21 protein-coding genes are annotated in these 22,589 nt (G+C 35.7%); 5 read left to right on the forward strand and 16 right to left on the reverse strand.

The features are described 5' to 3' along the window. Positions 1 to 85 precede the first annotated feature (85 nt). The 5 genes from MUA40_RS10365 to MUA40_RS10385 form a co-directional block, all read right to left on the reverse strand. Positions 86 to 1,984 carry an FtsX-like permease family protein gene (locus MUA40_RS10365; RefSeq protein WP_016424408.1) on the reverse strand — a complete coding sequence of 633 codons (1,899 nt, stop codon included), beginning with the start codon at positions 1,982 to 1,984 and terminating at the stop codon, positions 86 to 88. Further along, a complete protein-coding gene (locus tag MUA40_RS10370; RefSeq protein ID WP_016424407.1) occupies positions 1,974 to 2,735 on the reverse strand; it encodes an ABC transporter ATP-binding protein in 762 nt (253 codons plus the stop codon). Before MUA40_RS10370 ends, MUA40_RS10365 begins: the two co-directional genes overlap by 11 nt. A 104-nt stretch (positions 2,736 to 2,839) precedes the next feature. Beyond that, positions 2,840 to 3,862 carry a sensor histidine kinase gene (locus MUA40_RS10375; RefSeq protein WP_016424406.1) on the reverse strand — a complete coding sequence of 341 codons (1,023 nt, stop codon included), beginning with the start codon at positions 3,860 to 3,862 and terminating at the stop codon, positions 2,840 to 2,842. Continuing rightward, the gene (locus MUA40_RS10380; protein WP_016424405.1) at positions 3,849 to 4,529 is read right to left on the reverse strand and encodes a response regulator transcription factor; all 681 of its coding nucleotides are present in this window, start codon (positions 4,527 to 4,529) and stop codon (positions 3,849 to 3,851) included. Before MUA40_RS10380 ends, MUA40_RS10375 begins: the two co-directional genes overlap by 14 nt. Before the next feature lie 5 nt (positions 4,530 to 4,534). After that, a complete protein-coding gene (locus MUA40_RS10385) occupies positions 4,535 to 5,455 on the reverse strand; it encodes an NAD(P)H-binding protein (RefSeq protein ID WP_262569551.1) in 921 nt (306 codons plus the stop codon). Between the two features lie 145 nt (positions 5,456 to 5,600). Here MUA40_RS10385 and MUA40_RS10390 point away from each other — a divergent pair, with 145 nt between their 5' ends. Further along, complete coding sequence (locus tag MUA40_RS10390; protein WP_016424403.1) at positions 5,601 to 6,128, forward strand: GNAT family N-acetyltransferase; 528 nt, start codon at positions 5,601 to 5,603, stop codon at positions 6,126 to 6,128. Between the two features lie 160 nt (positions 6,129 to 6,288). Here MUA40_RS10390 and MUA40_RS10395 read toward each other — a convergent pair whose 3' ends face one another. From MUA40_RS10395 to MUA40_RS10440, 10 genes are all read right to left on the reverse strand, one after another. Beyond that, positions 6,289 to 7,314, reverse strand: a complete 1,026-nt coding sequence (locus MUA40_RS10395; RefSeq protein ID WP_016424402.1) for an alpha/beta hydrolase — start codon at positions 7,312 to 7,314, stop codon at positions 6,289 to 6,291. A 42-nt stretch (positions 7,315 to 7,356) separates the two neighbouring features. Continuing rightward, positions 7,357 to 8,424 carry a YkvI family membrane protein gene (locus tag MUA40_RS10400; protein ID WP_016424401.1) on the reverse strand — a complete coding sequence of 356 codons (1,068 nt, stop codon included), beginning with the start codon at positions 8,422 to 8,424 and terminating at the stop codon, positions 7,357 to 7,359. A 626-nt stretch (positions 8,425 to 9,050) separates the two neighbouring features. Continuing rightward, positions 9,051 to 9,233 (reverse strand): hypothetical protein, encoded by a 183-nt coding sequence (locus MUA40_RS10405; RefSeq protein WP_154840298.1) that lies wholly within the window; start codon positions 9,231 to 9,233, stop codon positions 9,051 to 9,053. Positions 9,234 to 9,325: 92 nt separating this feature from the next. Continuing rightward, positions 9,326 to 9,493, reverse strand: a complete 168-nt coding sequence (locus tag MUA40_RS10410) for a hypothetical protein (RefSeq protein WP_016424400.1) — start codon at positions 9,491 to 9,493, stop codon at positions 9,326 to 9,328. A gap of 271 nt (positions 9,494 to 9,764) precedes the next feature. Then, positions 9,765 to 10,262: a hypothetical protein gene (locus MUA40_RS10415; protein ID WP_016424399.1), complete on the reverse strand. Its 498-nt coding sequence runs from the start codon at positions 10,260 to 10,262 to the stop codon at positions 9,765 to 9,767. A 166-nt stretch (positions 10,263 to 10,428) separates the two neighbouring features. Then, positions 10,429 to 11,445 (reverse strand): FecCD family ABC transporter permease, encoded by a 1,017-nt coding sequence (locus tag MUA40_RS10420; RefSeq protein ID WP_126496085.1) that lies wholly within the window; start codon positions 11,443 to 11,445, stop codon positions 10,429 to 10,431. After that, entirely contained in the window at positions 11,442 to 12,446 is a 1,005-nt protein-coding gene (locus tag MUA40_RS10425; RefSeq protein WP_016424397.1) for a FecCD family ABC transporter permease, read from the reverse strand. The genes MUA40_RS10420 and MUA40_RS10425 overlap by 4 nt, the downstream gene beginning before the upstream one ends. Positions 12,447 to 12,470: 24 nt before the next feature. Then, complete coding sequence (locus MUA40_RS10430) at positions 12,471 to 13,274, reverse strand: ABC transporter ATP-binding protein (protein WP_016424396.1); 804 nt, start codon at positions 13,272 to 13,274, stop codon at positions 12,471 to 12,473. A 353-nt stretch (positions 13,275 to 13,627) separates the two neighbouring features. Beyond that, positions 13,628 to 14,461, reverse strand: a complete 834-nt coding sequence (locus MUA40_RS10435) for a YitT family protein (RefSeq protein ID WP_016424395.1) — start codon at positions 14,459 to 14,461, stop codon at positions 13,628 to 13,630. 496 nt (positions 14,462 to 14,957) lie between these two features. Continuing rightward, positions 14,958 to 16,184: a NupC/NupG family nucleoside CNT transporter gene (locus tag MUA40_RS10440; protein WP_016424394.1), complete on the reverse strand. Its 1,227-nt coding sequence runs from the start codon at positions 16,182 to 16,184 to the stop codon at positions 14,958 to 14,960. A 466-nt stretch (positions 16,185 to 16,650) separates the two neighbouring features. Here MUA40_RS10440 and MUA40_RS10445 point away from each other — a divergent pair, with 466 nt between their 5' ends. From MUA40_RS10445 to MUA40_RS10455, 3 genes are read left to right on the forward strand one after another with little or no spacing between them, the layout of a single operon-like run. Then, positions 16,651 to 16,887 (forward strand): FeoA family protein, encoded by a 237-nt coding sequence (locus tag MUA40_RS10445; RefSeq protein ID WP_016424393.1) that lies wholly within the window; start codon positions 16,651 to 16,653, stop codon positions 16,885 to 16,887. After that, positions 16,880 to 18,874 carry a ferrous iron transport protein B gene (gene feoB, locus MUA40_RS10450; RefSeq protein WP_262569553.1) on the forward strand — a complete coding sequence of 665 codons (1,995 nt, stop codon included), beginning with the start codon at positions 16,880 to 16,882 and terminating at the stop codon, positions 18,872 to 18,874. The genes MUA40_RS10445 and feoB overlap by 8 nt, the downstream gene beginning before the upstream one ends. 14 nt (positions 18,875 to 18,888) lie before the next feature. Then, the gene (locus tag MUA40_RS10455) at positions 18,889 to 19,047 is read left to right on the forward strand and encodes a FeoB-associated Cys-rich membrane protein (protein ID WP_016424391.1); all 159 of its coding nucleotides are present in this window, start codon (positions 18,889 to 18,891) and stop codon (positions 19,045 to 19,047) included. A 184-nt stretch (positions 19,048 to 19,231) separates the two neighbouring features. Here the strand turns inward: MUA40_RS10455 and MUA40_RS10460 are convergent, their stop codons facing one another. Then, positions 19,232 to 20,977: an ABC transporter ATP-binding protein gene (locus MUA40_RS10460; protein WP_016424390.1), complete on the reverse strand. Its 1,746-nt coding sequence runs from the start codon at positions 20,975 to 20,977 to the stop codon at positions 19,232 to 19,234. Between the two features lie 283 nt (positions 20,978 to 21,260). Between MUA40_RS10460 and pbp4 the strand changes: the two genes are divergently transcribed. Then, a complete protein-coding gene (pbp4, locus tag MUA40_RS10465; RefSeq protein WP_194513326.1) occupies positions 21,261 to 22,538 on the forward strand; it encodes a penicillin-binding protein PBP4 in 1,278 nt (425 codons plus the stop codon). Positions 22,539 to 22,589 lie beyond the last annotated feature (51 nt).

The raw sequence follows: 22,589 nt of genomic DNA on the forward strand, positions 1-22,589 counted from the left end.
TTTAAGATTTCTATCATGCCTTTAAAACGATTTAAAATAATGACATATTTCATTACGTCATGATATCGGATTAAATTTTACTATTTTAAATCGAATATTTAATGCTACGTCGTGAATGCATGTAAGCGAGTAGTGCAAATACAAAGTAGATGATTGTATATACACCCATCGCAATGAATACAGGGATAAAGCTTTGGCCATCCATTAATTCATTGAATGCTCTTGCAGCAAAGCCTGCATGAAGCAATCCGATGATCAATGGTAATCCAAAATTAAATACGACTTTTAATGCTAAACCTTTAAACATATCTTGATGCGTGTAACCCATTTTGCGTAAAATACGATAGTTTTGCATCTCATCCTCTGTCTCATCCATTTGTTTAATATAAATAATACATCCTGCAGCAATTAAGAACGCAATACCTAAGAAGCTGCTCACAAATAAAAACATTCCTGAAAATTGTAGTTGTTCGGTAAGCAATGATGATCGGTTTTGAGGTATTTCCTTATTATATTGTTGATTCCACTTTTCAGCTGCTTTGATATCTTTTTCATTTTTCAAATCATATCCAATTTGCGTCGTTGGGCCACTTTCTTTGTTATTTAATTGCGTTGTTTGTAAAGTTTTAAAATCTTTGTCATTCACTACTGCAAGTGACTGCCCAATAATAATTCTATTTGCAACATAAAATTGATTTGAAATATCTTTAACTTTTAATTGGACGTATTTTTTATCATTCCCTAGTCGCATTTGGATGCCTTTTTTCAAACCAGAGATGTTGTTAGAGACACTGCTTCCATTTACAAATGCAACCTCACCTTTATTCACCTGCACATCATCAATTTCTTTATCGCTTACAACGGGTGTAACAGTGTAGTTTTTATCCACATCACTCCCTTCTTTCAAAATGGATACATCAATCATATGCAAGACATTTTTGTCATATGGGATGTGATGCGATTTTAATTGATTTTCAAATTGTTGTGCTGATTTTTCTTTCATATAAGTAAATTCATGAGGACTCATAATGTCTACATTTTTTTGAATATTCGCTTGGCCAATAGCCGCAAAAGATAAAATCGTTATCGTAATGGCAGAAATAATACCAATAGCGGTTAGAGAAAAAGCATTTTTCTTCATTCTGTGCATAATAGAAGCTGTAAATACAACATCTGTCACATTCACATAGCCATGTTTACTTCTCTTAAGTGCTTTAAAAATAAGTGACACCGAACTTCTAAAGAAAAAGTAGGCGCCTAGCACTGTAGTTAATAAAATCAATGGTATTAATGTCATAATAAGCGTTGCTTCTCTTAGCATTATGACAGAAAGGTAATAACCGGTACCAATCATTACAATACCGAGTATTCCTAAAATAACGTCTCTTTTAGTAATTTGGGCTTGAGGCGCTTCAGTTTGCTTGATATCATTCATCATTTGGATGATAGAACGTCGCTTTAAGAACAAGTAACTTTGAATCATAATAAGCAAGAAAGATAAGATAACAAGAACTAAAGTGACACCTAAAGCTTGAGGCTCAAATGCAATTTTGATTTCCAGCGGTAAATGCGCTACGTTTTTAATAATTAATAAGAGTAGGCGTGAACCAAATAAGCCTATAATGCCCCCAATGAATGTTGTCGAAATGAAAATAACAATTTGTTCTAGCCCGAGCATGCGCATTAAGTCTTTACGCGACAAACCAATTAACTGAAATAGCGCAAAACTCTTTGTTCTTCTTTTAATAAACAACCAATTTGCATAAAGTAAAAAGACAATAATAATGACAAATAAAAACTTTTCACCAATGGCTGCACTGTTTTTCAATAATTTTGCGGACTCTGAATGCGTAATATCGTCTGTATATTTCAATGTCACAAAACTAAAGTACAACGAGATACTGAGTAGCAAAGAAAACAAATATATCGCATAATGGCGCAAATTTTGGCGGAAATTTTTAAGTACAATATGACTAAAACGCATGCTGTACACCACCTAACACACTTTGATTTTGAATGATTTCTTGGTAAAAGTGTGAAGCGGGTTTGTCCCCTTGATACAATTCTGTATGAATTTGACCATCTTTCAACATAATCACGCGATGCGCATAACTTGCTGCTACCGGATCATGTGTCACCATCACAATTGTTGTTTTCATGTGACGATTAATCATATCTAATCGTTTTAATAAATCTTGTGCACTTTTAGAATCTAATGCCCCTGTAGGTTCATCTGCAAAAATAATCGCAGGTTTACTAATTAATGCACGTGCCGCTGCTGTTCTCTGTTTTTGACCGCCTGATATTTCATTCGGATATTTATGGCTCAAATCTGTGATTCCGAGCGCATCTGTCACTTCTTGGTAGCGTTGCTCCGCTTCAGCCTTATTCATTTTTCCGATAGATAAAGGCAACATGATATTTTCACGTACAGTCAAAGTGTCTAAAACATTATAATCTTGAAAAATAAAACCGACATTTTGTTTTCTGAAGTGAGAGAGTTGTTTGTTCGACATACGCGTGATGTCTTGTTTGTTCACTTCAATCGTTCCTCTTGATACGTAATCAATTGAACTTAAAACATTTAATAATGTCGTCTTACCCGAACCAGAAGGCCCCATAATCGCTACAAATGCGCCTTCTTCAACTTTGAAATTAATGTCTTTTAAAACTTCAAAGCTTTGTTTTTTATTCCCATATATTTTACTAACATGACTCACATTTAAAATGGACACGATTCCTCACTCCTTCATCAAATTTATAATGCTATTTTATAGTGAATACAATGATAAATCGTGCGTATCATGTGACAAAACGCATGTCTTATGTGACATTTTTGTCACTTTGACATGCGTGCAATGTTTTCGTTCTGCATTGGAAAATGAATTGAGACTGTTGTGCCTTCACCAAGTTGAGAGTCTACAGTCACTTGAATACGTAAAGCATCACGTACAGCATCGACTAAATAAAGCCCCATACCTGAAGAGACCTGTTGATAATGCTCATTTTTACCCGTATAACCGCGTTGAAAAATACGTGGCAAATCGTGTGCTGCTATACCGCTTCCTCTATCTTGAATATGTAAATGCACTTGATCATCTTCAAACGTCGTATAAATCGAAATGTACGCATGGTCAGAGTATTTAATCGCATTTGAAATAATTTGACGAATGACCATACGAATCCATCGCTTATCCGTATAAACCGTTAGCGTGTCTGACACAGCCAAATCAAATCCAATCCCTTTTTGTAAACAGAGATGACGCGTTTGTTGAATTTCTTCAATTAGAATGGCACGCAACTTGACGCTTTCGAAATACATGTCATTGGATTGATGATTCAGCCTCGCTAAAAACAGTTGTTGATCGAGCATATAATCAATGCGAGACCATTCAAACATCAATTGGTTTCGGCGCTCACTATCTTCTTCTTTTTCGATTAACAATTTTAACGCCGTCACGGGTGTTTTAATATCGTGAATAAACTCTGTCATACTTTGTTCACTCAAATTAATCCATTCTTGTTGTTCACCCATAGACTGTTGAAGTTGTTGAATTTTCACCTGTAAATAATCTAATGTCATCTTTTCAAAAGGTGATTCTGCTAAATAGCGATGCTGCAATGATTCGACTTCCGCATAAGATTCTAGACGCTGATAAAAACGTGTTTCTTTCAAATAGGTACGTATCAAAAACGCAATGCTCACAAGCCATTTCAATCCTATGAAATACCACAAGCTATCAAGTGATATCTTTTCGTCTAAAGCACCAAGTAATAAAAAAAGTAAATCCAACGCAACCAGTAAACCAATCCAAGCGATACGCTCTCTTAAAAAATAAAATATCCACTTAATTGTTTTCATGTGCGAGATAACCTTTCCCTACTTTTGTTTCTATGACACCATCCAAACCGATATCTGCCAATTTTCTACGTAAACGATTGACATTTACAGTGAGTGTATTATCACTTACAAATGCTTCATCATCCCATAACGCTGTCATTAACGTGTCACGAGAGACAATTTGATTTTTATACTTGAGTAAAACCTCTAAAATAAGCATTTCAGTTTTAGATAACACTGCTGTTTGATCAGCTCTTACTATCGTTCCTTTCGACAAATCTACAACACTGTCTCGCCACAAGATGGTCCGTCGTTCTTCTTGATTATATTGATACACACGCCGAAAAATCGCTTGTAACTTAGCAATCAGAACAGGCATATGGAACGGTTTTTGTATATAGTCATCTGCGCCAATCTCCATACTCATCACTTGATCCATTGGATGATCACGTGATGATATAAATACAATCGGTACATTCGCATGCTGACGAATTTGTCGCGTCCAATGAAAGCCATCGAATTTGGGCAATGTAATATCCATTAAAATAATATGAGGATCAGCTTTTTGATATTCTTGAAAAACTTCATCAAAGTTTTGAATACAAGTGACATGATAATCCCATGACATCAATGCCTCAGTGATTTGTTGACATAATGTTTGATCATCTTCTACCAGTAGTATATCCAAATCCGTCACTCCTTCGTATAGTGCAAATCTTCACCGTTTTGTTGGCGATCATAATAGTTTTGAATGCGACATTTCATATCAAATCCTCTCACTAACATTTGAAAAAATGGGACTTGAATAAAGTAAGCAATCGGCCACCATGCCCGTGGAATATAATCAAATAAATGCACAATGACCGCGTCTAATTGTTGAATATAACGAAATTCAATAATGGCGTGATTGCCCCCTTTAACTTTTGCCAAACGTCCTTTGACCATTTCAAGTCTATAGAGCGTGTCATCTATTTTATTAAGTTCAAATATCATCAACAATCGCTTTTGCTTTTTATCATAGACTTCAATTCGATGATCGACATGTCGAATCGAAGTCCGCGTTCCCGGCGTTTGAGACAGCCATATCCCCATTTGATGGATAAAGCTATCTAAATGCCACTTCAACGGCTTCGGAATATGATGTACAAGGCGTATATCATTATATTTGGCACCTTGGAATTCAACAGAAATATGAGGTCGGTTCACTTTTTTACTCGTACATCGCACCGATACACCATATCTACCCAATTGTTGGATTGTTTCATTATCAAATTGACTACCTCTAACATAAATGATTTCTTTGACACCTTGCTGAGCCGCAGCACGCGCAAAATTATCAGCGGCAATGAGGTTCAAATCTTTCGCTAAAGCTCTTGTCATTTTAGCTGAATGTTTCGTTGGATCTAAAAAATAAATCGCGATATCTATACCATGCATCGCTCTTAAAACATCAAGATAATTGTAAATATCCGCTTCAATCCAATTCACTGCTGACTGTGCCTGCTTTTTAGGATATTTAGATATCGTATGAATAAAGCAACGATCAGCAAGCGTATGAATGAGTGTTTTGCCAATATAACCTGTACCACCAGCTAGCAACACATTGGGTTTCATCGTAAACTCCTCTCCTATCAATACCTAATATTTAACAGTTGATCCGTGTTATAGAAATTTCCTAAATGTCTTATTTTACGTTACAATAAATGTGAATCTCTATTAATGACGAGGCGAACTAAAAACATGAAATGGAGTTGAAAGCATGTCAGTAACAATTAGAGAAGTCAGCATTAACGATGTCAATACATTCACCACACTCATGCAACAAGTCTTTGAAGAATCTGAATATATGCTTTACGATCCAGGTGAATATATGCCTTCATTTGAAAATGCCATTTCAAAAATGGAAGAAGTCATCACTTCACCTCATTTAGCTATTTTCGTTGCTCAAAAAGAGGAGCAACTTGTCGGCTATTTAACAGTTAAAACAAAAACGCTTCATCGGATTGCACATATTGCTGAAATATCTATTGGTGTGCTACGTCAATACCAGAATGCAGGCATTGGGTATCAACTTTTACAACAATGTATGGAATGGTGCCGTCAACACGGGGTTACACGCCTTTCTCTAAGCGTTGTTACTGAAAATAAAGCAGCTGTTCAATTCTATGAACGGGCAGGATTTAAAATTGAGGGTGAACTTCAACATACACTCAAAATTGAAAATCATTACTACAACTCGTTTATTATGGCTTATTTGCTATCCTCTTCTTCTAATCCAACGCCTTAATATCTCTATTTTATCATTTTATGAAGTTCGACTCACATAATCGTCATATTTTTATATTTAAAAGCACTGAAATCTATTAAAATGATGTACATTCCATAAAGTTAGGTTTGAGCCCCATTTTTGGAATGCACATCCACAGTTATGATTTCAGTGCTTTTACTTAGTTATCGTATGGATTTAAGTTAATTTCAGTGTGGTCCGTATCTTTATTATCCGGACCGACTTGTGTGCCTGTTGTATTTCTACTTAAAAAGCTTAAGACTTTTTGAATATTCTCTTTGGATTCTGGTTTATTGAGATGAAACTGGTATTGATGTTTCAAGTGATGTGAACCATCAAAGAAGAATCGATCCACCGAGACACCTTTCTCTTCTAGGGCATTCGCAAAACTTTCATTTTGACTCATAAAAGGATCGTCATCCCCTACAGATAAAAATGTCGATGGAAAATCTTTAGTAATTTGATTCTCTGTGGACATTTCAGCAATATTTTTCGAACTCATTTCCCATTTTTTCACACCTAAATAACTTCTCATAAATAAATTAATTCTTGGAAATTCAGTTGAGCGAACGGTTTTCATATCATAAAAACCACCAAAGAAAATAGCCGCTTTAATTTGTTCAGGTGTAAACTGTTGTCGAAAATTCATTTCTTCACGTAATGCGCGGTTCGTTTGAATTGCAGTAAATTGACTATTAATTTGTGCACCTGCTGAATCGCCACCAATAATGACTTGATTTAAATCAATAGGCAAGTTACTTTCGTGATTTTTAATAAACGTGACCGCTCGATCCATTTGAATGAGTGGTGTCGGATATTGATACTCTGGTGCGAGTGCATAATTGACATTAACTACAACGTAGCCATGCTCAACAATATTCGCAAGTAGTGGGTTTTTGTATTGCTTATCCCCAGCGATAAATCCTCCACCGTGCGCCCAAAAAATCACAGGTAGCTGTTCATCCGCGCTCACATGCTTAGGCATAATAATATCGAGTTGACTATTCGGTAAGCCTTCCATGTAAGTAATGTCTTTAAATACTGAAACATTTTTATTTTGAATTGATACTCTATTTTGTTCCTGTCTCGATAGTCGAGGCTCAAAAAAATAGCCGGCGATCAGACCGGCTATAACGAGTAAAATGATTGATGTGATCACAATCCATCTTTTTCTATGATTCGTCATTCCAATCTTCCCTTTCGGAAAAATTGTAACACATCTAATCAATTAAGCAATAAATTTCTTATCTTGAGATTTACGATAGAGATATTTAACAATAACCGCAAGCACGATAAAGAGGCCAATAACCCCCATAATTGGGTAAACCACTTTAATAAGTCCTTCAAAGCCTACGAAACTTAATCCGTATGCTAACGGTACAAGTATAGAAATCATAATATAATAACCTTTTGTATAAGGTGTTGTAAAACGTGCTGCAAATGAATAAGACAAACCTAAAATTGTGTTATACATTACAGCTAACATCACGATAGATAATACAAATGTTAAAATTGGAGATATTTTCCCCGCTAAAACTAATGTTGGGATGGCAGAATCTTTAATCGCTGTATATTCTGAGTGTAAAGCGAAGTTAATTAAACCTAATAATACTAAATAGACAACCCCACCTAAAAGACCACCTAAACCAGAGACTAGTCTCTTAGATGCATCTCCACCGATTGCAACTAAAGTACTAAATCCTACTGCAAAAGCAAGACCACCATAATTGAATCCATTCCAAATTGCTAAACCAATATTTGGTGTTTCAACAACACTGTTGATTTTTGAAATAGGAATGCTGCCTTTAAATAAGAATGTGACAGCAATCAGTACAACTAAAACAATTAATACAGGGGTTACAATCCCTAAAGCTCTTACAATCTTATTAAAATCCATAAGTAATGTGATATAGACGGCAATACACATCAAAAGCGCGCCTAACCATGTAGGTACACCAAAGCTCTCTTCAAATGTAGAGCCTGCACCCGCAATCATCGTAATTGTTACGGCATAAAGTGACAAAATTAATACATAATCGATGACAAGACCGATTTTTTTACCAAATAAATACTCAAGTGTCGATCCATGATTATCTGCATCAAAGGCTGTCCCAATTTTTGCAACTTGACGCCCGATAAATGTCAGGATTAAACCTGAAATAAGTACACCTATATAGGAATAAATACCATATCTACTGAAGAATTGTAGGACTTCTTGCCCAGTTGAAAAACCGGCACCTACAACAACGCCTACATAGGCAAAAGCTATTTTTATAGCTTCACTATATTTTTGCATACTGTTTTGACCTCCTCGTTAGCAAAACACGTAAAACATTAAAACATATTACTCCATTAATTTCAAATTATGATACGCCTATCAACTATCTGAAAGGCTTGATATGACAGCTATGAGCGCATTATCAAATGATTTTCTTACAGTTTTTTATACTTTTTTATGAATAAACACACGTTACAGGCAATCAATTATGCATATTTATTCTAATTATGAATAGATTCAACAAAAGATTTCATAGAATTCTTAAAATTTTATAGGTATTTTTTGAACCCAAAAGTTTTTACGTACGCTTTTAGAGTAATTTTATACTCATTTAAGTCTCGAAAATCCCCTTTTAAATTTCAACCTTTACTTATCTTTAACTACAAAAAATCGGCTGTACACTTTATATGGTGGTTATGTGTCTATAATAATTAAGTCGCAAACTTCCGATTGCTTCTTCGAGTCTCGCTTTCCCAGGCGCCTTACCTCAACTAATTTTGGCTTTTATTGTAGCTCATAAGAAGCCAAAATGGATTTTCGGTTTCGGCTCTATGCCTCGGGAGTCTCGACTCGATACGCAATCTATTTAAGCAATTTCACTATTGAAAAGTGGCATTGCTTTTTTCTTTGATCTTTTATACAGTCTAAAAATAATAAAAATGCGATTTTGAAGTTATAAAAGTTGCGATAGCCATATGAAATTTAATCAGTTTAACTTTTTGATTAATTCCTTCAATCGCACCATTATTGAATTGAGGGGTTCCAATCGTATAAGCAATGATATCCTCATACTTTCTGTAGAAGCGTAACACTTTCCATCCATACATTTAAAACGTTGTTTTAACAGATTTAAATACACTGCTATCTCTTGGAATCTTAAAAAAGTAATTCGCGATAAACGTTTTCCGTGTTTGTGTATTCAGTTTGGATTCGTATGATAACAGTGAGGACAAGTCATAGGCTTGTATGAAAGGGTACCAAAGATGACGTTAGATTTCTTACCTCTAATAACTACATCTTCTTCCACTTTAGTGATTTTAATATTATTATCTTTAATTTTTAGTAACTTTAATATATCATTACACATAGGCGCAATATGTCTCCTTTATTTTTGGTTTAGTCACTTAAAATTATAGAGGCATTTGCGCTATTTTTGTACAAAAAAGCAGGATGACTTATGTCATCCCACCATAAAAAATGAAGAACCAAAAAATCTATTGCTTAATGTATCAATTAGACACGACAATATTGATGATAGGCACTTCGATTCAAGGTGATGCAATAAAAAAACGAGACAGAAATCTTGTTGGATAAAATTTCCGCCTCGTTCATACATCCGTTTGCGATCGTACATTGCTTTATGCGTCTTTATAATGGTTTAATTGATCAAAATCAACCACTACTTGATCCATACGTTTCGCTGTTTCTTTCAATACGTTTCTGGCCACTTTATTATTTGGATCAAGCTTTAAGATTTGTTTTGCAACACTAAAAGCCCTTTTATCAGAAATAACAGGCTCTGGAATTGCATGCAACAGTAACATTTGTAATAAACTTTTTACTTCTTTACCTTCAGTCAAATCAATTGATGATTTAGCATGATAATATGCAGCATCTAATGCGCCTGGCACATCACTCAATGGATATACAAGTAATAAGAAAGCTAAATCATGAATTTCTGCTGTTTCTTCCGCTTTAATCATATCAAGCAAACATGTATAATACATGACACTTTCTTCCTCATGTGCACTAGAGATATACGCTTCTTCAAAAGCTAAAAAGTCAGTTGCAGACATTAAGTTTTTTACCGCTTCAAATTCGCCGTTTAAGACATGTTTCTTTATTAAATCTTGCATGGCTTGTCCTCCTGAATGTGCCTATGTCCATTTACCACTATCTTAACATAATTACATTAAGATTGCAGTTTGACCTGCCACATTAAGTTATATTTTTATCGTATTATCTCATATATTTACATTCTAACATATTTTATATCTATCACGCTCAGTCGAAGGATTGAAATCATACAGAACGTGTTCGATACATCAAATACAAAAAGTAAGGCGCACCAATCACAGCAACGACGAGACCTGCTGGTACGCCGCTCGGTTGTAATAAAATTTTTCCTAATGTATCTGAAACAGTCAGCAGTAAAGCACCAATGACAATAGAAATCGGTATAAATAATTGATGTCTTGGTCCTACCATTGACTTTGCAATATGAGGCCCCATTAAGCCGATAAATCCAATTGCTCCCGCCACTGACACTGCAGCGCTAGACAAGAGAACAGCAATCAAAATTAATAAAATACGTGCTTTATTAAGCGGAACACCCACACTTTTAGCAATCGTATCACTTGTATTTAAAATATTTAAAGTTTCAGATTGAAAGATAACAATAGGCACTAAAATAATAAGCCAAGGTAAAAACGCGAATACAAAAGGCCATGTATCGCCCCAAATATTGCCTGCCAACCAAGTGGCTATAAATTCAGATTGATCTTTGTCAAATGTCGACATTAGCGTAAGCGCAGCACCTGACAACGCAGTCGACATCCCGACACCAATCAATACCATACTTGCTGGAGAAAGACCTTTATCCCCTTGATAACTCAAGATGAAAATTGCAAAAGCCGTCAACAGTCCACCTACCATACTGATGATAGGTAAAACATAAACAAACTGATCCGCTTGGATTTGACCAATTGCGATAAACAATGCGATAGCAAAGCCACTTCCTGCATTAATACCTAATATACCAGGCTCTGCTAATGGATTTTTAGTCACACTTTGTAAAATCACGCCACTCAAACTTAGAGCGATACCCGCCATAAGTGTAATCAACATACGCGGCAATCGGAAATCAATCAATATCAATTGATCTGCTGCATTCCCTTGGCCTAAAAACGTTTGAATAATACGACGATAGGACATCGCATATTCACCAGTTGTGAGATTCCAGACTATAGCTAAACAGAGTACGATAATAGCAGTCACTAAAACAATGCGTTGCTTCCGTTTCAATTTTGGATGAATCATATCGTACTACCCCCTTTTCGAATGAGGTAGAAGAAATAAGGGACACCTATAAAAGAAATAATAGCACTCATAGGCGCTTCTCCCAGTAATCTTGCAACTAAATCTGCCAATAGGACTAACGTTCCACCCATGACCGCTGCCATTGGGAGTACTTTGATATAATCAGTTCCTACTAAATAACGTACGATATGGGGCACAATCAGACCAATAAAAGCAATCTGACCTACCATCGCCACTGATATCCCCGCTAATAACATTGAGAGCACTAAAGCTAGTGTACGAATCCATTTTACATTTTGTCCTAAACCAGTTGCCAAAGTTTCACCTAAACTTAAAATCGTCAGTTGGCGACTTATAAGAATAAATAAAGCTAAAACAACTAACACAATGGGCGCACTAATCATAATTTGTTGCCAGTTTGTACCGGACACACCGCCAGCACTCCAAAAATTAATAGACTGATTCAGACGATAAATTAATGCAATCCCTTGACTTAATGCAGTCAAAAGAGCACTAACCGCTGCACCCGCAAGAATCAGCCGCATTGGATTAAATCCATCACGTCTTGACGAGCCAATCATCATCACGATTGTACCGCCAAAAATAGCGCCTATAAATCCGGCCAAAATAAGCACCGTAAAAGGCGCAGAGGGGAAAAATGCATAAGTCACTGCCAACGCAAAAGCAGCCCCAGCGTTTAAACCAATTAAACTGGGGTCTGCTAATCCATTTTTTGTGACGCCTTGAATCACTGCACCCGCTGTGGCTAAAGCAACCCCTACTAATACCGCTCCAATATTACGCGGGATACGAATTTCAGAAATAATATTATGTGCTTGAATCGATGGATCATAATGGAATATGGCTGCAGCAATCGTTGACAAATTGACATGCGCCTCACCCAATAAAATAGAAAGAACAAACACAAATATGAGTATCACAAGTGCACAAATCAGTTGCAATGCATAATTTAATTTAACAATTTTAATTTTATTTAACATTTGAATACGCCATGCCTTACCGCTTTATGCTTTCTCATAGTGCTTACACAATAAATTATAAGTCACTAACATTGGCTTGCCTGTTCGAGGATCAGTGCTCAGTTCCGCATCAATATTAAATACTTTTTCTAAAATCTCGTTCGTTAACACCTCATGCGTTTCACCTTGCTTAACGATATCACCATTTTTCATCGCAATCAGATGGTCAGAAAAACGAATTGCTTGGTTAATATCATGTAAGACCATAATAATCGTTGTCCCATGTTTCGCATTCAGTTCTTGTACGAGCTCTAAAATTTCAAGTTGATGTGAAATATCTAAATAAGTCGTCGGTTCATCTAAAAAGATAATATCTGTTTTTTGAGCCAAAGCCATCGCAATCCATACGCGTTGACGTTGACCGCCACTTAAATCATTGACTGCACGATGTTTAAAATCAATTGTTCCTGTTACACGCATCGCCCAATCGATTTCTTTTTTATCTTCTTCATTAAGACGTCCAAACCCTTTTTGATGTGGAAATCGACCGTAAGAAACCAATTCACCCGCAGTTAGCCCATCTGCTACATCTGGTGATTGAGGTAAAATCGCGATTTTTTTCGCAATTTCTTTTGTAGATTGTGTATGAATATTTTTACCATCTAAAGAGATTTCGCCACTTTTAGTATTCAGTAATCGTGATAAGGCCTTCAGTAATGTAGACTTCCCACAACCATTTGGCCCTATAATGGACGTAATTTTCCCATCTGGTATAGCAACGTCTAAGTTGTTCACAATGACACGTTCACCATATCCGATAGAAACTTCTTTACCTATTAATCTGTTCATCGTCATCCTTCTTTCTTAAAACGATTCCGCTTCCATTCCTATTATGAAAAGCGTTATTTGTACATTACGAGATAGACGTGACCAGTTTTCTATTTATATCACGCTATTTTGTAGATCTATTTCATCCAATTGATAATCATTATCATATATTTGTTAGTATATCATCCTTTGCTAGAAATTTCTAACTGAAACTTAATTGATATACATACATTAAACGAAACGAAAAACGTCTGTTTGTTAAACGATTGATACTTTTATTTAACAAAAATAAAAAAGTGAGATAGTCCAAACTATTTGGTAACTATCCCACTCATGCTACTCATATCCACTTTTCTTAAAAATGTCCTTTTAAATTAGTCTTCTACTAAAAAGCCATTACCGTATACATCACGAACGTCATGGACGACTACAAACGCGTTTTCATCAATTTTTCGTATCATGCGCTTCGTCCGTGATAATTGCGTTTTACTAATCACTGCATACAAAACATCTGTTTCTTTTTTTGAAAAGTAACCGCGACCGTTGAGTATAGTAATACCTCTGCCTATATCTTCATCAATCATTTTAGCAATGCGATCTGGCTCTTTAGAGATGATGGTTACAGCTTTTTTAGGATTTAATCCTTCTATAACAAAGTCCATTACTTTTGTACCTATGTACAAACTAATAATTGTTAACAGAGCACGGTCTAAAGGAATGACTGTCAACGAGATCAGCACAACAATTAAATCGAAGAAGAGTAAGGCATTGGGTGTACTCACATCTAAATATTTATTTGCGATACGCGCCAAAATAGTTGTTCCTGCAGTCGTACCTCCCGCCAATACAATAATACCGATTCCTAATCCTACAGAGAAACCACCGAATATCGCATTAATAATGACATCATCCGTTTTTACATGCCATGACTCAGTTAAACTAAGGAAAATAGAAATCAATACCGTCGCTAGTATGGTTAAATACATACTTCTTTTACTTAAAAATTTATACCCCACACCGATTAAAATCGCATTCACCACAAAGTTTGTGATAGCTGGAGATAAGTGAAATGCATAGTATAAAATGATTGCGAGCCCTGTTACACCGCCTTCACCAAGATCCGCAGTGATAATAAATGCATTTACGCCGGCTGAAAATATAAACGCACCTAAAACGACTAAAATTAAATCTCTAATTGTTCTGCTCACCAAACCATTCCCTTCATCTTAAGATTGTCTTTTTATATTGTCATTAGCCATATTATCACAACTTTATGACAATTCGTACCCTTGAATTCCGAGTTAGTGTAAAAGATTTTATTAAAGTGTTAAATTTCTGAATATTTAGTTTACTTATGGTGTAAAAGTGTGTATAATATGAATTACCTTATTTGTTGCTAGTTTACTAGTCAACAAGAGGCCATCTCCTTTGTGTTTTTTATAGTAAGAGAGATTTTTTGCTCGAGGTTGATATCATGCTCGAATATCAATCTAAATTATTCATTTCCCGTCTAAGGCAGTTCAGCAAGCGCTGGGCTGCTTCTTTTATGCGTTAATTTCATTTGGAATAATAAGCTGATATGGGCTACTCACAGTTTAAGACATTAACCTTTCAATATCATCACTTACACATAAAAAAGAGAGAGACAGGACGATGATGTCCTGCTCCCTCATTTTTTCATTCCGTCGCTCACCGGAATCACAATTACCAAGCGAATAAACCTACAAAACCTGCTGTTAATAATGAAACTAAAATACCCGCTAATAACATCATTGGTACATATTTAGAAACAAAATCAGACGTCTTTTCATTAACAATCCCTTTTAATGTACCGATAATCATACCAATTGTTGAGAAGTTAGCGAAAGAAATTAAGAATGTAGAAATAACAGCGCGGTGGTGCGGTGTATAACTATTAATTTCACCAGTAATTTCACCCATGACAACAAATTCGTTTGTCACAATTTTCTTCGCCATATTTTGTGCAACTTTCCACACTTCATCTGACGGTAGACCTAATAAGAATGCAAACGGCCACATAAATACACCTAAAACTTGGTCTAGACCAATGCTTCCTTTTAAGTGGAATAAGTGTGCAATACCACTACTGATAAGGTGGATCAAACGGTCTGCCAATTCTGCTAAAGCAACAAAACTAATAACGAAAGCAATGATAATTAAAACAAGCTTACCAGCATTTAATACTGAATCTCCCAAGAATGAGAAGAACGGTTGACGCGCTTCATTTTCACGTAAGTCATAAATAACATCGTCATTTACTTCAACTTTAACTGGATTCAAAATTGAAGCTACAATCATCGCATTAACAATATTTAATGGGATGGCTGTCAATACTAATTCACCTGGAATCATTGTGACGTAAGCCCCAACAATCGCACCAGATACAGAACTCATTGACATCATTGCAATCGTTAACACACGTGTTTCTTTCATGCGCTTTAATTGTTCACTCGAAACCGCAAGTGCTTCAGTGTTACCTAAAAACATCATTTCAATACCAAAGAATGCTTCAAATTTAGGTTGACGTGTAATTTTGGCTAACACCCAACCAATTGCACGCATAATCCATGGCAAAATACGGAAATACATTAAAATGTCAAACAAAGGCACAACTAATAAAATAGGGAAAAGCGCAGCAACAGCCATATCTAACTGTTTGACTTCTGTCCAACTTTTAAATGCAAAACCTATACCTGCAAATGCAGCATCTATTACCCAAGAGATACCTTCTGCTGCTTTTTTAACGGCTAAAGTTCCAGCAGGGAAGTATACGAAAAACCAAGCTAAGATAAGGTTCAATACAACTAAGACAGCGATAGAACCCCATTGTATATTTTTACGGTCACGTGAACACAGATATGCAACACCCAAAAATACAAACAAACCAATAATGTTAATGATCAAATACATAAGGATTTACCTCTTACCTTTCAACTGTTTTTAACACAACAAGTATACCACGCGTATGACATAGTGAGAATATGTTTTTTTAATAATATTTAGGTCAAAAACCCCTCTTTCTTCCATTACGTATAGCCCACGACAAACGACATTCTCATATGTCGAGATGAACAATGCAGTTCATCGAGTCATGCCGACCTAGCTAACTATCACACACATATCCAAACTGATTCGCATATTGTTAAACTGAATGGATTGTGCATCCGCCTTAAATGAAGCGACGAGTAAAACTTGACTATTTCACGTTATTTAGACTTTAAAGTCCAGCTGAATGCCGTTCTAGTCCAACAAAATTTTTGATTAAATTCAATAATTTTACATATTCTTTCTAAAATCACTATTGCTAACAAATATAATTCAAGGTATTCTATAATTAAATGAAAATGATTATCATTAACGATAAGTAGGTGGGAGTATGTTACATGTTGCAAATGCTGAGGTTGGAAGAAACTATCGAGTCAAAGCTTTAGAAACGCAAAACATTCATTTGAAGCATCGTTTACGCGCGCTTGGATGTGTGGAAGGTTGTTGCTTATCTATTCATCAAAAAGGTTTATTTAAAGGGCCTTGTACTTTAAAAATTAACGGCCAACAAATTTGTATACGAAATTGTGATGCTTGTGACATCCTATTGGAGCAGGCCTATGAGTAATGCATATTGTATTTTAGGGAACCCTAATGTTGGAAAAACATCATTGTTTAATGCACTTACCGGCTCTTATGCTTATGTTGGCAATTGGAGTGGTGTCACTGTTGAAAAAAAGGTCGGGCAATTAAAAAAGAAAAATGGTCATTTAATTGATTTACCTGGCATTTACGATTTAGTTCCTATTTCGCGTGACGAAACTGTTGTAACTGACTTTTTATTACATGAATCATTCGACGGCATGATTAATATTATAGATGCCGCACAAATCAAACGTAATTTTAATTTGACGATACAATTGTTAGAATTCGGCGCACCAATCCTCATAGGTTTAAACATGATAGATGTTGCTAATAAGCGTGGCATTCGGATTGACTATCAGAAACTCATGAGGAAATTACACGTCCCTGTCATTCCAGTCATTGCAAGAACTGGAAAGGGTAGTGATGATATGCTTAACGCCCTGACAGATCATCATATTTCAAAACAACGTCCTTTAAAAATCAACTATGGTGAAGCGATTGAAAACTTGCTTCAACAATTACAACAAGCAATGCCTTCTCAATTGAAATTAGAAAAGGCACAATATCGTTTTTTAGCGATTCAATATTTACTCAAAAATCCATCTGTTCTAACGTACTTAGATTCTCAAACGTGCGACGCATTAAATGATATTAAAAATGCATTTATGTCTACACATACAATTGACATTGAACATCATATTGTTCAGTGTAGACAATCCTACATTGACGCTATATTGGCAGACGTTGTTCAATATCCAGATACGCAACGACACTATGTTACAGAACGAATAGATGCGTTACTGACACATAAAATTTTAGGGATTCCTATCTTTCTTGGTATCATGTGGCTGATTTTTCAAACGACATTTACATGGATAGGTACACCCTTATCAGATCAACTGGATGAATTTTTCGGTGGCCCTTTAACTGACTTTACACGTGATGCTATGATACATCTCGGTATCTATCCAGCACTTCAAGATTTAGTCACAGACGGAATTATCGCTGGTGTCGGAGGCGTACTTGTCTTTGTTCCTCAGATTCTTGTCTTGTTTTTCTTCATATCTTTGTTAGAAGATTCTGGCTATATGGCACGAATTGCAGTCATTATGGATCGAATTATGGAAAAATTTGGACTAAACGGAAAGTCTTTTATCCCAATGATTATCGGGTTTGGTTGTAATGTACCTGGAATTATGGCCGCAAGAAGTATCGAAGAAGAAAAAGAACGTTTAACGACAATACTGATTGCCCCTTTTATGTCTTGTTCTGCAAGGCTTCCTGTGTATGGATTGTTTGTTGCTATATTTTTCGCGCAACATCAAGCACTCGTTGTTTTAAGTCTTTATGTTCTTGGTATCATCGTAGCTTTATTCGTCAGTTGGGTCCTTTCAAAAACAATTTTGAAAAAAGACACTTCTATTTTTGTAGTCGAATTACCCCCATATCGCTTGCCATCTATTAAAACATTATGGAGAAGCACTTGGGAAAAAGGAAAAGGATTTGTTAAAAAAGCAGGGACATTTATTTTTGCTGGTTCTGTCATCATCTGGCTGCTCAATTATTCTGGTCCATCGGGGTTTCATGTACCGGTAGAACAAAGCTTCTTGCATTTAATCGGGGCTGCTATTGCACCTCTTATCGCACCTTTAGGTTTTAGTTCATGGCAAACAGCTGCTACATTAATACCAGGATTTTTAGCCAAAGAAGTAGTTGTCAGTGCGATGGCAATCATTTATTCAGTAGATGAAAACGCCCTTGTATCAATGATTTCGTCACACTTTACAGCTTTATCTGCTTATTCATTTATGGTTTTTATTTTGCTATATACACCTTGTCTGGCGACTGTCGCGGCGATTCGTAAAGAAACGACATCATGGAAATGGACCTTGCTCGCACTCGTTTACCCAGTCACGATTGCTTATGTCTTATCACTCGCAGTTTATCAAATCGGTTCAATTTTCTTTTAAGGGGGAAACCGTTAATGACATTACTTTTAAATTTAATACTCATTGCACTTATAGTTTGTTACGTTGTCTTTGTAACGACACGTTATATAAAAAAATCTAAGCAAGGACAATGTAGCGCTTGTGAGGTCAACAAATCTTGTTCTACTAAACAGTTACCAAAACATTTGCAGTAATACAAAAAGGAGAATTTCATTCGCTGAAATTCTCCTTTATTGATTTAACAATAGATGAGGTGAAACGTTGAAACGAAACAACATACCACCCTTTCCTTTAGCTAACAACATAACATCGCGAGGCGCTTTAATTGCATCAAAGGCATACCATAAAAATGCCTGATGGATAAAATCCTTCACAAAATTACGCATCACGCTTTGTTGTTTTGTTATCAGTTAAATTTTGCGTTTCTACAAATTGTTGATATTTTTCATGAGTCTGCATTAATACTTCATGTCGGCCTTTACCTGTAACACGTCCTTGATCTAAAAAGATGATTTGCCCTGCTTTTTTAATTGTAGATAGACGGTGTGCAATGACAATCGTAGTGCGATTTTCCATTAACACATCTAATGCTTCTTGAATCTTACGCTCACTTTCACTGTCTAAATTCGCCGTTGCTTCATCCAGTAATAAAATATCCGGATTTTTGACAAAACTACGTGCAATGTCAATACGTTGACGTTGACCACCTGATAATTTCAAGCCACGTTCACCCACAATCGTATCGTATCCTTGCTCGAATTCCATAATAAAGTCATGACAATGTGCAAGTCGTGCATAATGGATAAGCTCTTCATCAGAAACTTCGCGATCAATACCATATAAAATATTGTCTTTAATCGTGCCATTCATCATTGCATTACTTTGCATAACGTAACCTATTTTTCTTCTCCAATCCGTTAGGGAAAGATTGTATATAGATTGATTATGATATGTAATATCACCACCATTAACATCATACATACGCTCAATCAAACTGAAGATTGTACTTTTCCCTGAACCCGATGGTCCAACGAACGCTGTCACTTCGCCTCTAACAACATTAAAAGAGACGTCTTTTAAAACAGGCGCAACATCGTAGCTAAAGTCAACGTGTTCAAATGATAAATCTCCTGATTCAATCAGATGTGTCTCGCTCGGATCATCAATGACTTCCATTGGCTCTTGTAGTATTTCATAAATTCGGCTACTTGCCCCTACTGCTTTTTTATAATCCGTGATAAGTGTAGATAAATTGATAAGTGGCACTGATAAATTTAATACATAAAATATCATGGCTACAAGTGTCCCTGCAGAAATAGCGCCAGAAGCAATACGCAAGCCACCAAAACCTAAAATAATCCCAATTGTTAATAACATGATTATGCCAGAAACAGGTTGAACAATCGCCGCTATCTTGGCTTGTTTCAACCCTAATCCATAAATTTTAAGTAAATTATCATGTGCAAGATTTAATTCTCGCTTTTCTGTGTTTGCTACTTTCACTAAGCGCATTTCAGTTAAAACACGTCCCAATAACCCACTAAAATTGGCAATCTCGCTTTGTGTATTTGTTGAGATTTTTTGCATAATCTTACCGAGTGGTATCATAATCAACACAAATATAGGAATTGTAATAAATGTTAATAGCGTCATTTGCCAATCTAAAACAAACAATAAAATTAAAGAACCAATCAACGTAATAATGGATGGGAAAAAGTTAGGCAACTTTTGTGATATAAAATCATTAATCACTTTCGTATCATCAGTTAAACGACTCATCAATTGACCACTTTCATTTTTGTCAAAAAATGGCATCTTTAAATGAATAATATGCTGCCACAACACTGAACGGATGGCATAAATGATTTTTTCACCAATTTTATTCAACAAATAATATCCGATACCGCTCAATAACGCGTTTAAGATAAACACAACGAGCAATATAACAATGAAGATCGGATTAATCGATGCAACTGTGAACTTATCTACCATCTTCCCAGTAAAGAGTGGAACAAGCAGGCCGCTAAGGCTTCCTAATGAAGCGATAATCACAGCGATAATAATGAGACCCACCGGCCATGAAATCTTTTTCAATAAATATAGGAGTGGGTTATCTTTTCTCATAGTGACATACCTCATTTATTCGTAATTTTCTTCGCAATAAGTAATCCGTGAGTCTTCCTTCTTTGTGCGAGCAGTCTACCGCATTAAATTTTAGTCATTTTTACCTAGCATAATTAAAATCGGTGTTTTTTGTTAAACCACAATGACTACGACTCGTAACTAAAACAAGGGCACCTTTGTAAAAAATCAGCCAAAGTACCGATTTATTAACAACAAGCTTTATGATAAAATGACGTTTGTTGTTTATCAATTTATAGTTTTAGATTGAGGAGTCTGTATGCAAATGAAAAAATTAATACTATCTATCGTGGCTGTATTCTTCGCTACCACAATTATAACACCTTTCGCGCGTGCATATACACCTTCACCTGTTGAACTTGCTCAACAAAGTGGTTATCCGGTAACTTTGCCGTTCCAACCTGAAGGTGTCATCAATATCAGTCAAACTGGCCAAATTTTATACGACTATAATAGTCAAAAAGAATGGTATCCAGCCTCAATGACAAAACTTATGACAATGTATTTAACACTTCAAGCGGTAAAAGAGAAAAAATTATCATTAAATGACACAGTTAAAATCACACCTGAGCATTATAGAATGTCAACACTACCGGAATTAAGTAATACAAAGCTTTATCCGGGTGAGACTTATACAATAGCAGAGTTACTTCAAATTACTGTTTCTGCTTCAAGTAATGCGGCTGCACTTATTTTGGCTAATCAAGTTTCTGACAATACATCTGATTTTGTAGATAAAATGAACCAGACTGCAAAATCTTTAGGTATGAATCACACGCATTACGTGAATCCAACTGGTGCAGAAAATCGACTGCTATTAGAATTTGTTCCTAAAAGATACCAAAATGAGTCTTCCTCTATTTCAACAGCCCATGATTACGCCATTTTAGCGCAACATACCGTTCAAGATACACCTAAAATTTTACATTTCACTAAACAAATCGCACCTACACAACACGGTGTAACCTATTACACTTTTAATGATTTACTAGAAGGTGGCAATATGAGCTTAGAAGGCACAGATGGCTTAAAAACAGGTTCTAGTGATATTGCAGATTACAATAATTCCTTAACGACAAAACGTGGAAAATTCCGTATATTTCACATCATTATGGGAGCTGGCGATTATAAACACCTCGGTGGCGAAAAACAACGGAATATGATGAGCGCGAGCGCGATTAATTATAGTTTTGCATTATATGACTATAAAAAAGTCCTCTCTAAAGGGAAGCATAAAATCGATGGTAAAACGTATTACGTCACAAAAGATTTATATGACGTCGTTCCTAAAAACCTAAAAAAACCTTATCATTTTGTGATTGATGATAACCATGTTCATCTTGATTATGATCGTAAATTCATCACAAAACATGATGGACCACCTAAAGTAGAAGTAGAAAACCCATTTATCTATGAATCTAAATCTGTCGTCATTTCAAGTTGGCAAACACATCCATGGATGACGATCCTCGCTTTCGGTGTTATTGTCGTCTTTCTATCTATCGTATTTTACAGTCTTATGAGCCGATTCCGTCGTAAATAAAATAAACTCATTGTTTTACACTGAGTCTCAAGCAACCTATGCGACAATCAA

The sequence above is a fragment of the Staphylococcus schleiferi genome, from assembly GCF_025558325.1.
Taxonomy (GTDB): Bacteria; Bacillota; Bacilli; order Staphylococcales; family Staphylococcaceae; genus Staphylococcus; species Staphylococcus schleiferi.

What these genes read in the sequence shown, in the direction of transcription:
- MUA40_RS10460 (WP_016424390.1), bottom strand. Translation starts at nt 20,977, where the DNA reads ATGAGAAAAGATAACCCACTCCTATATTTATTGAAAAAGATTTCATGG.
- MUA40_RS10405 (WP_154840298.1), bottom strand. Translation starts at nt 9,233, where the DNA reads ATGTATGGATGGAAAGTGTTACGCTTCTACAGAAAGTATGAGGATATC.
- MUA40_RS10440 (WP_016424394.1), bottom strand. Translation starts at nt 16,184, where the DNA reads ATGTATTTGATCATTAACATTATTGGTTTGTTTGTATTTTTGGGTGTT.
- MUA40_RS10420 (WP_126496085.1), bottom strand. Translation starts at nt 11,445, where the DNA reads ATGATTCATCCAAAATTGAAACGGAAGCAACGCATTGTTTTAGTGACT.
- MUA40_RS10415 (WP_016424399.1), bottom strand. Translation starts at nt 10,262, where the DNA reads ATGCAAGATTTAATAAAGAAACATGTCTTAAACGGCGAATTTGAAGCG.
- MUA40_RS10385 (WP_262569551.1), bottom strand. Translation starts at nt 5,455, where the DNA reads ATGAAACCCAATGTGTTGCTAGCTGGTGGTACAGGTTATATTGGCAAA.
- MUA40_RS10455 (WP_016424391.1), top strand. Translation starts at nt 18,889, where the DNA reads ATGACATTACTTTTAAATTTAATACTCATTGCACTTATAGTTTGTTAC.
- MUA40_RS10410 (WP_016424400.1), bottom strand. Translation starts at nt 9,493, where the DNA reads ATGTGTAATGATATATTAAAGTTACTAAAAATTAAAGATAATAATATT.
- MUA40_RS10375 (WP_016424406.1), bottom strand. Translation starts at nt 3,862, where the DNA reads ATGAAAACAATTAAGTGGATATTTTATTTTTTAAGAGAGCGTATCGCT.
- MUA40_RS10430 (WP_016424396.1), bottom strand. Translation starts at nt 13,274, where the DNA reads ATGAACAGATTAATAGGTAAAGAAGTTTCTATCGGATATGGTGAACGT.
- MUA40_RS10365 (WP_016424408.1), bottom strand. Translation starts at nt 1,984, where the DNA reads ATGCGTTTTAGTCATATTGTACTTAAAAATTTCCGCCAAAATTTGCGC.
- MUA40_RS10445 (WP_016424393.1), top strand. Translation starts at nt 16,651, where the DNA reads ATGTTACATGTTGCAAATGCTGAGGTTGGAAGAAACTATCGAGTCAAA.
- MUA40_RS10400 (WP_016424401.1), bottom strand. Translation starts at nt 8,424, where the DNA reads ATGCAAAAATATAGTGAAGCTATAAAAATAGCTTTTGCCTATGTAGGC.
- feoB (WP_262569553.1), top strand. Translation starts at nt 16,880, where the DNA reads ATGAGTAATGCATATTGTATTTTAGGGAACCCTAATGTTGGAAAAACA.
- MUA40_RS10390 (WP_016424403.1), top strand. Translation starts at nt 5,601, where the DNA reads ATGTCAGTAACAATTAGAGAAGTCAGCATTAACGATGTCAATACATTC.
- MUA40_RS10425 (WP_016424397.1), bottom strand. Translation starts at nt 12,446, where the DNA reads ATGTTAAATAAAATTAAAATTGTTAAATTAAATTATGCATTGCAACTG.
- pbp4 (WP_194513326.1), top strand. Translation starts at nt 21,261, where the DNA reads ATGAAAAAATTAATACTATCTATCGTGGCTGTATTCTTCGCTACCACA.
- MUA40_RS10395 (WP_016424402.1), bottom strand. Translation starts at nt 7,314, where the DNA reads ATGACGAATCATAGAAAAAGATGGATTGTGATCACATCAATCATTTTA.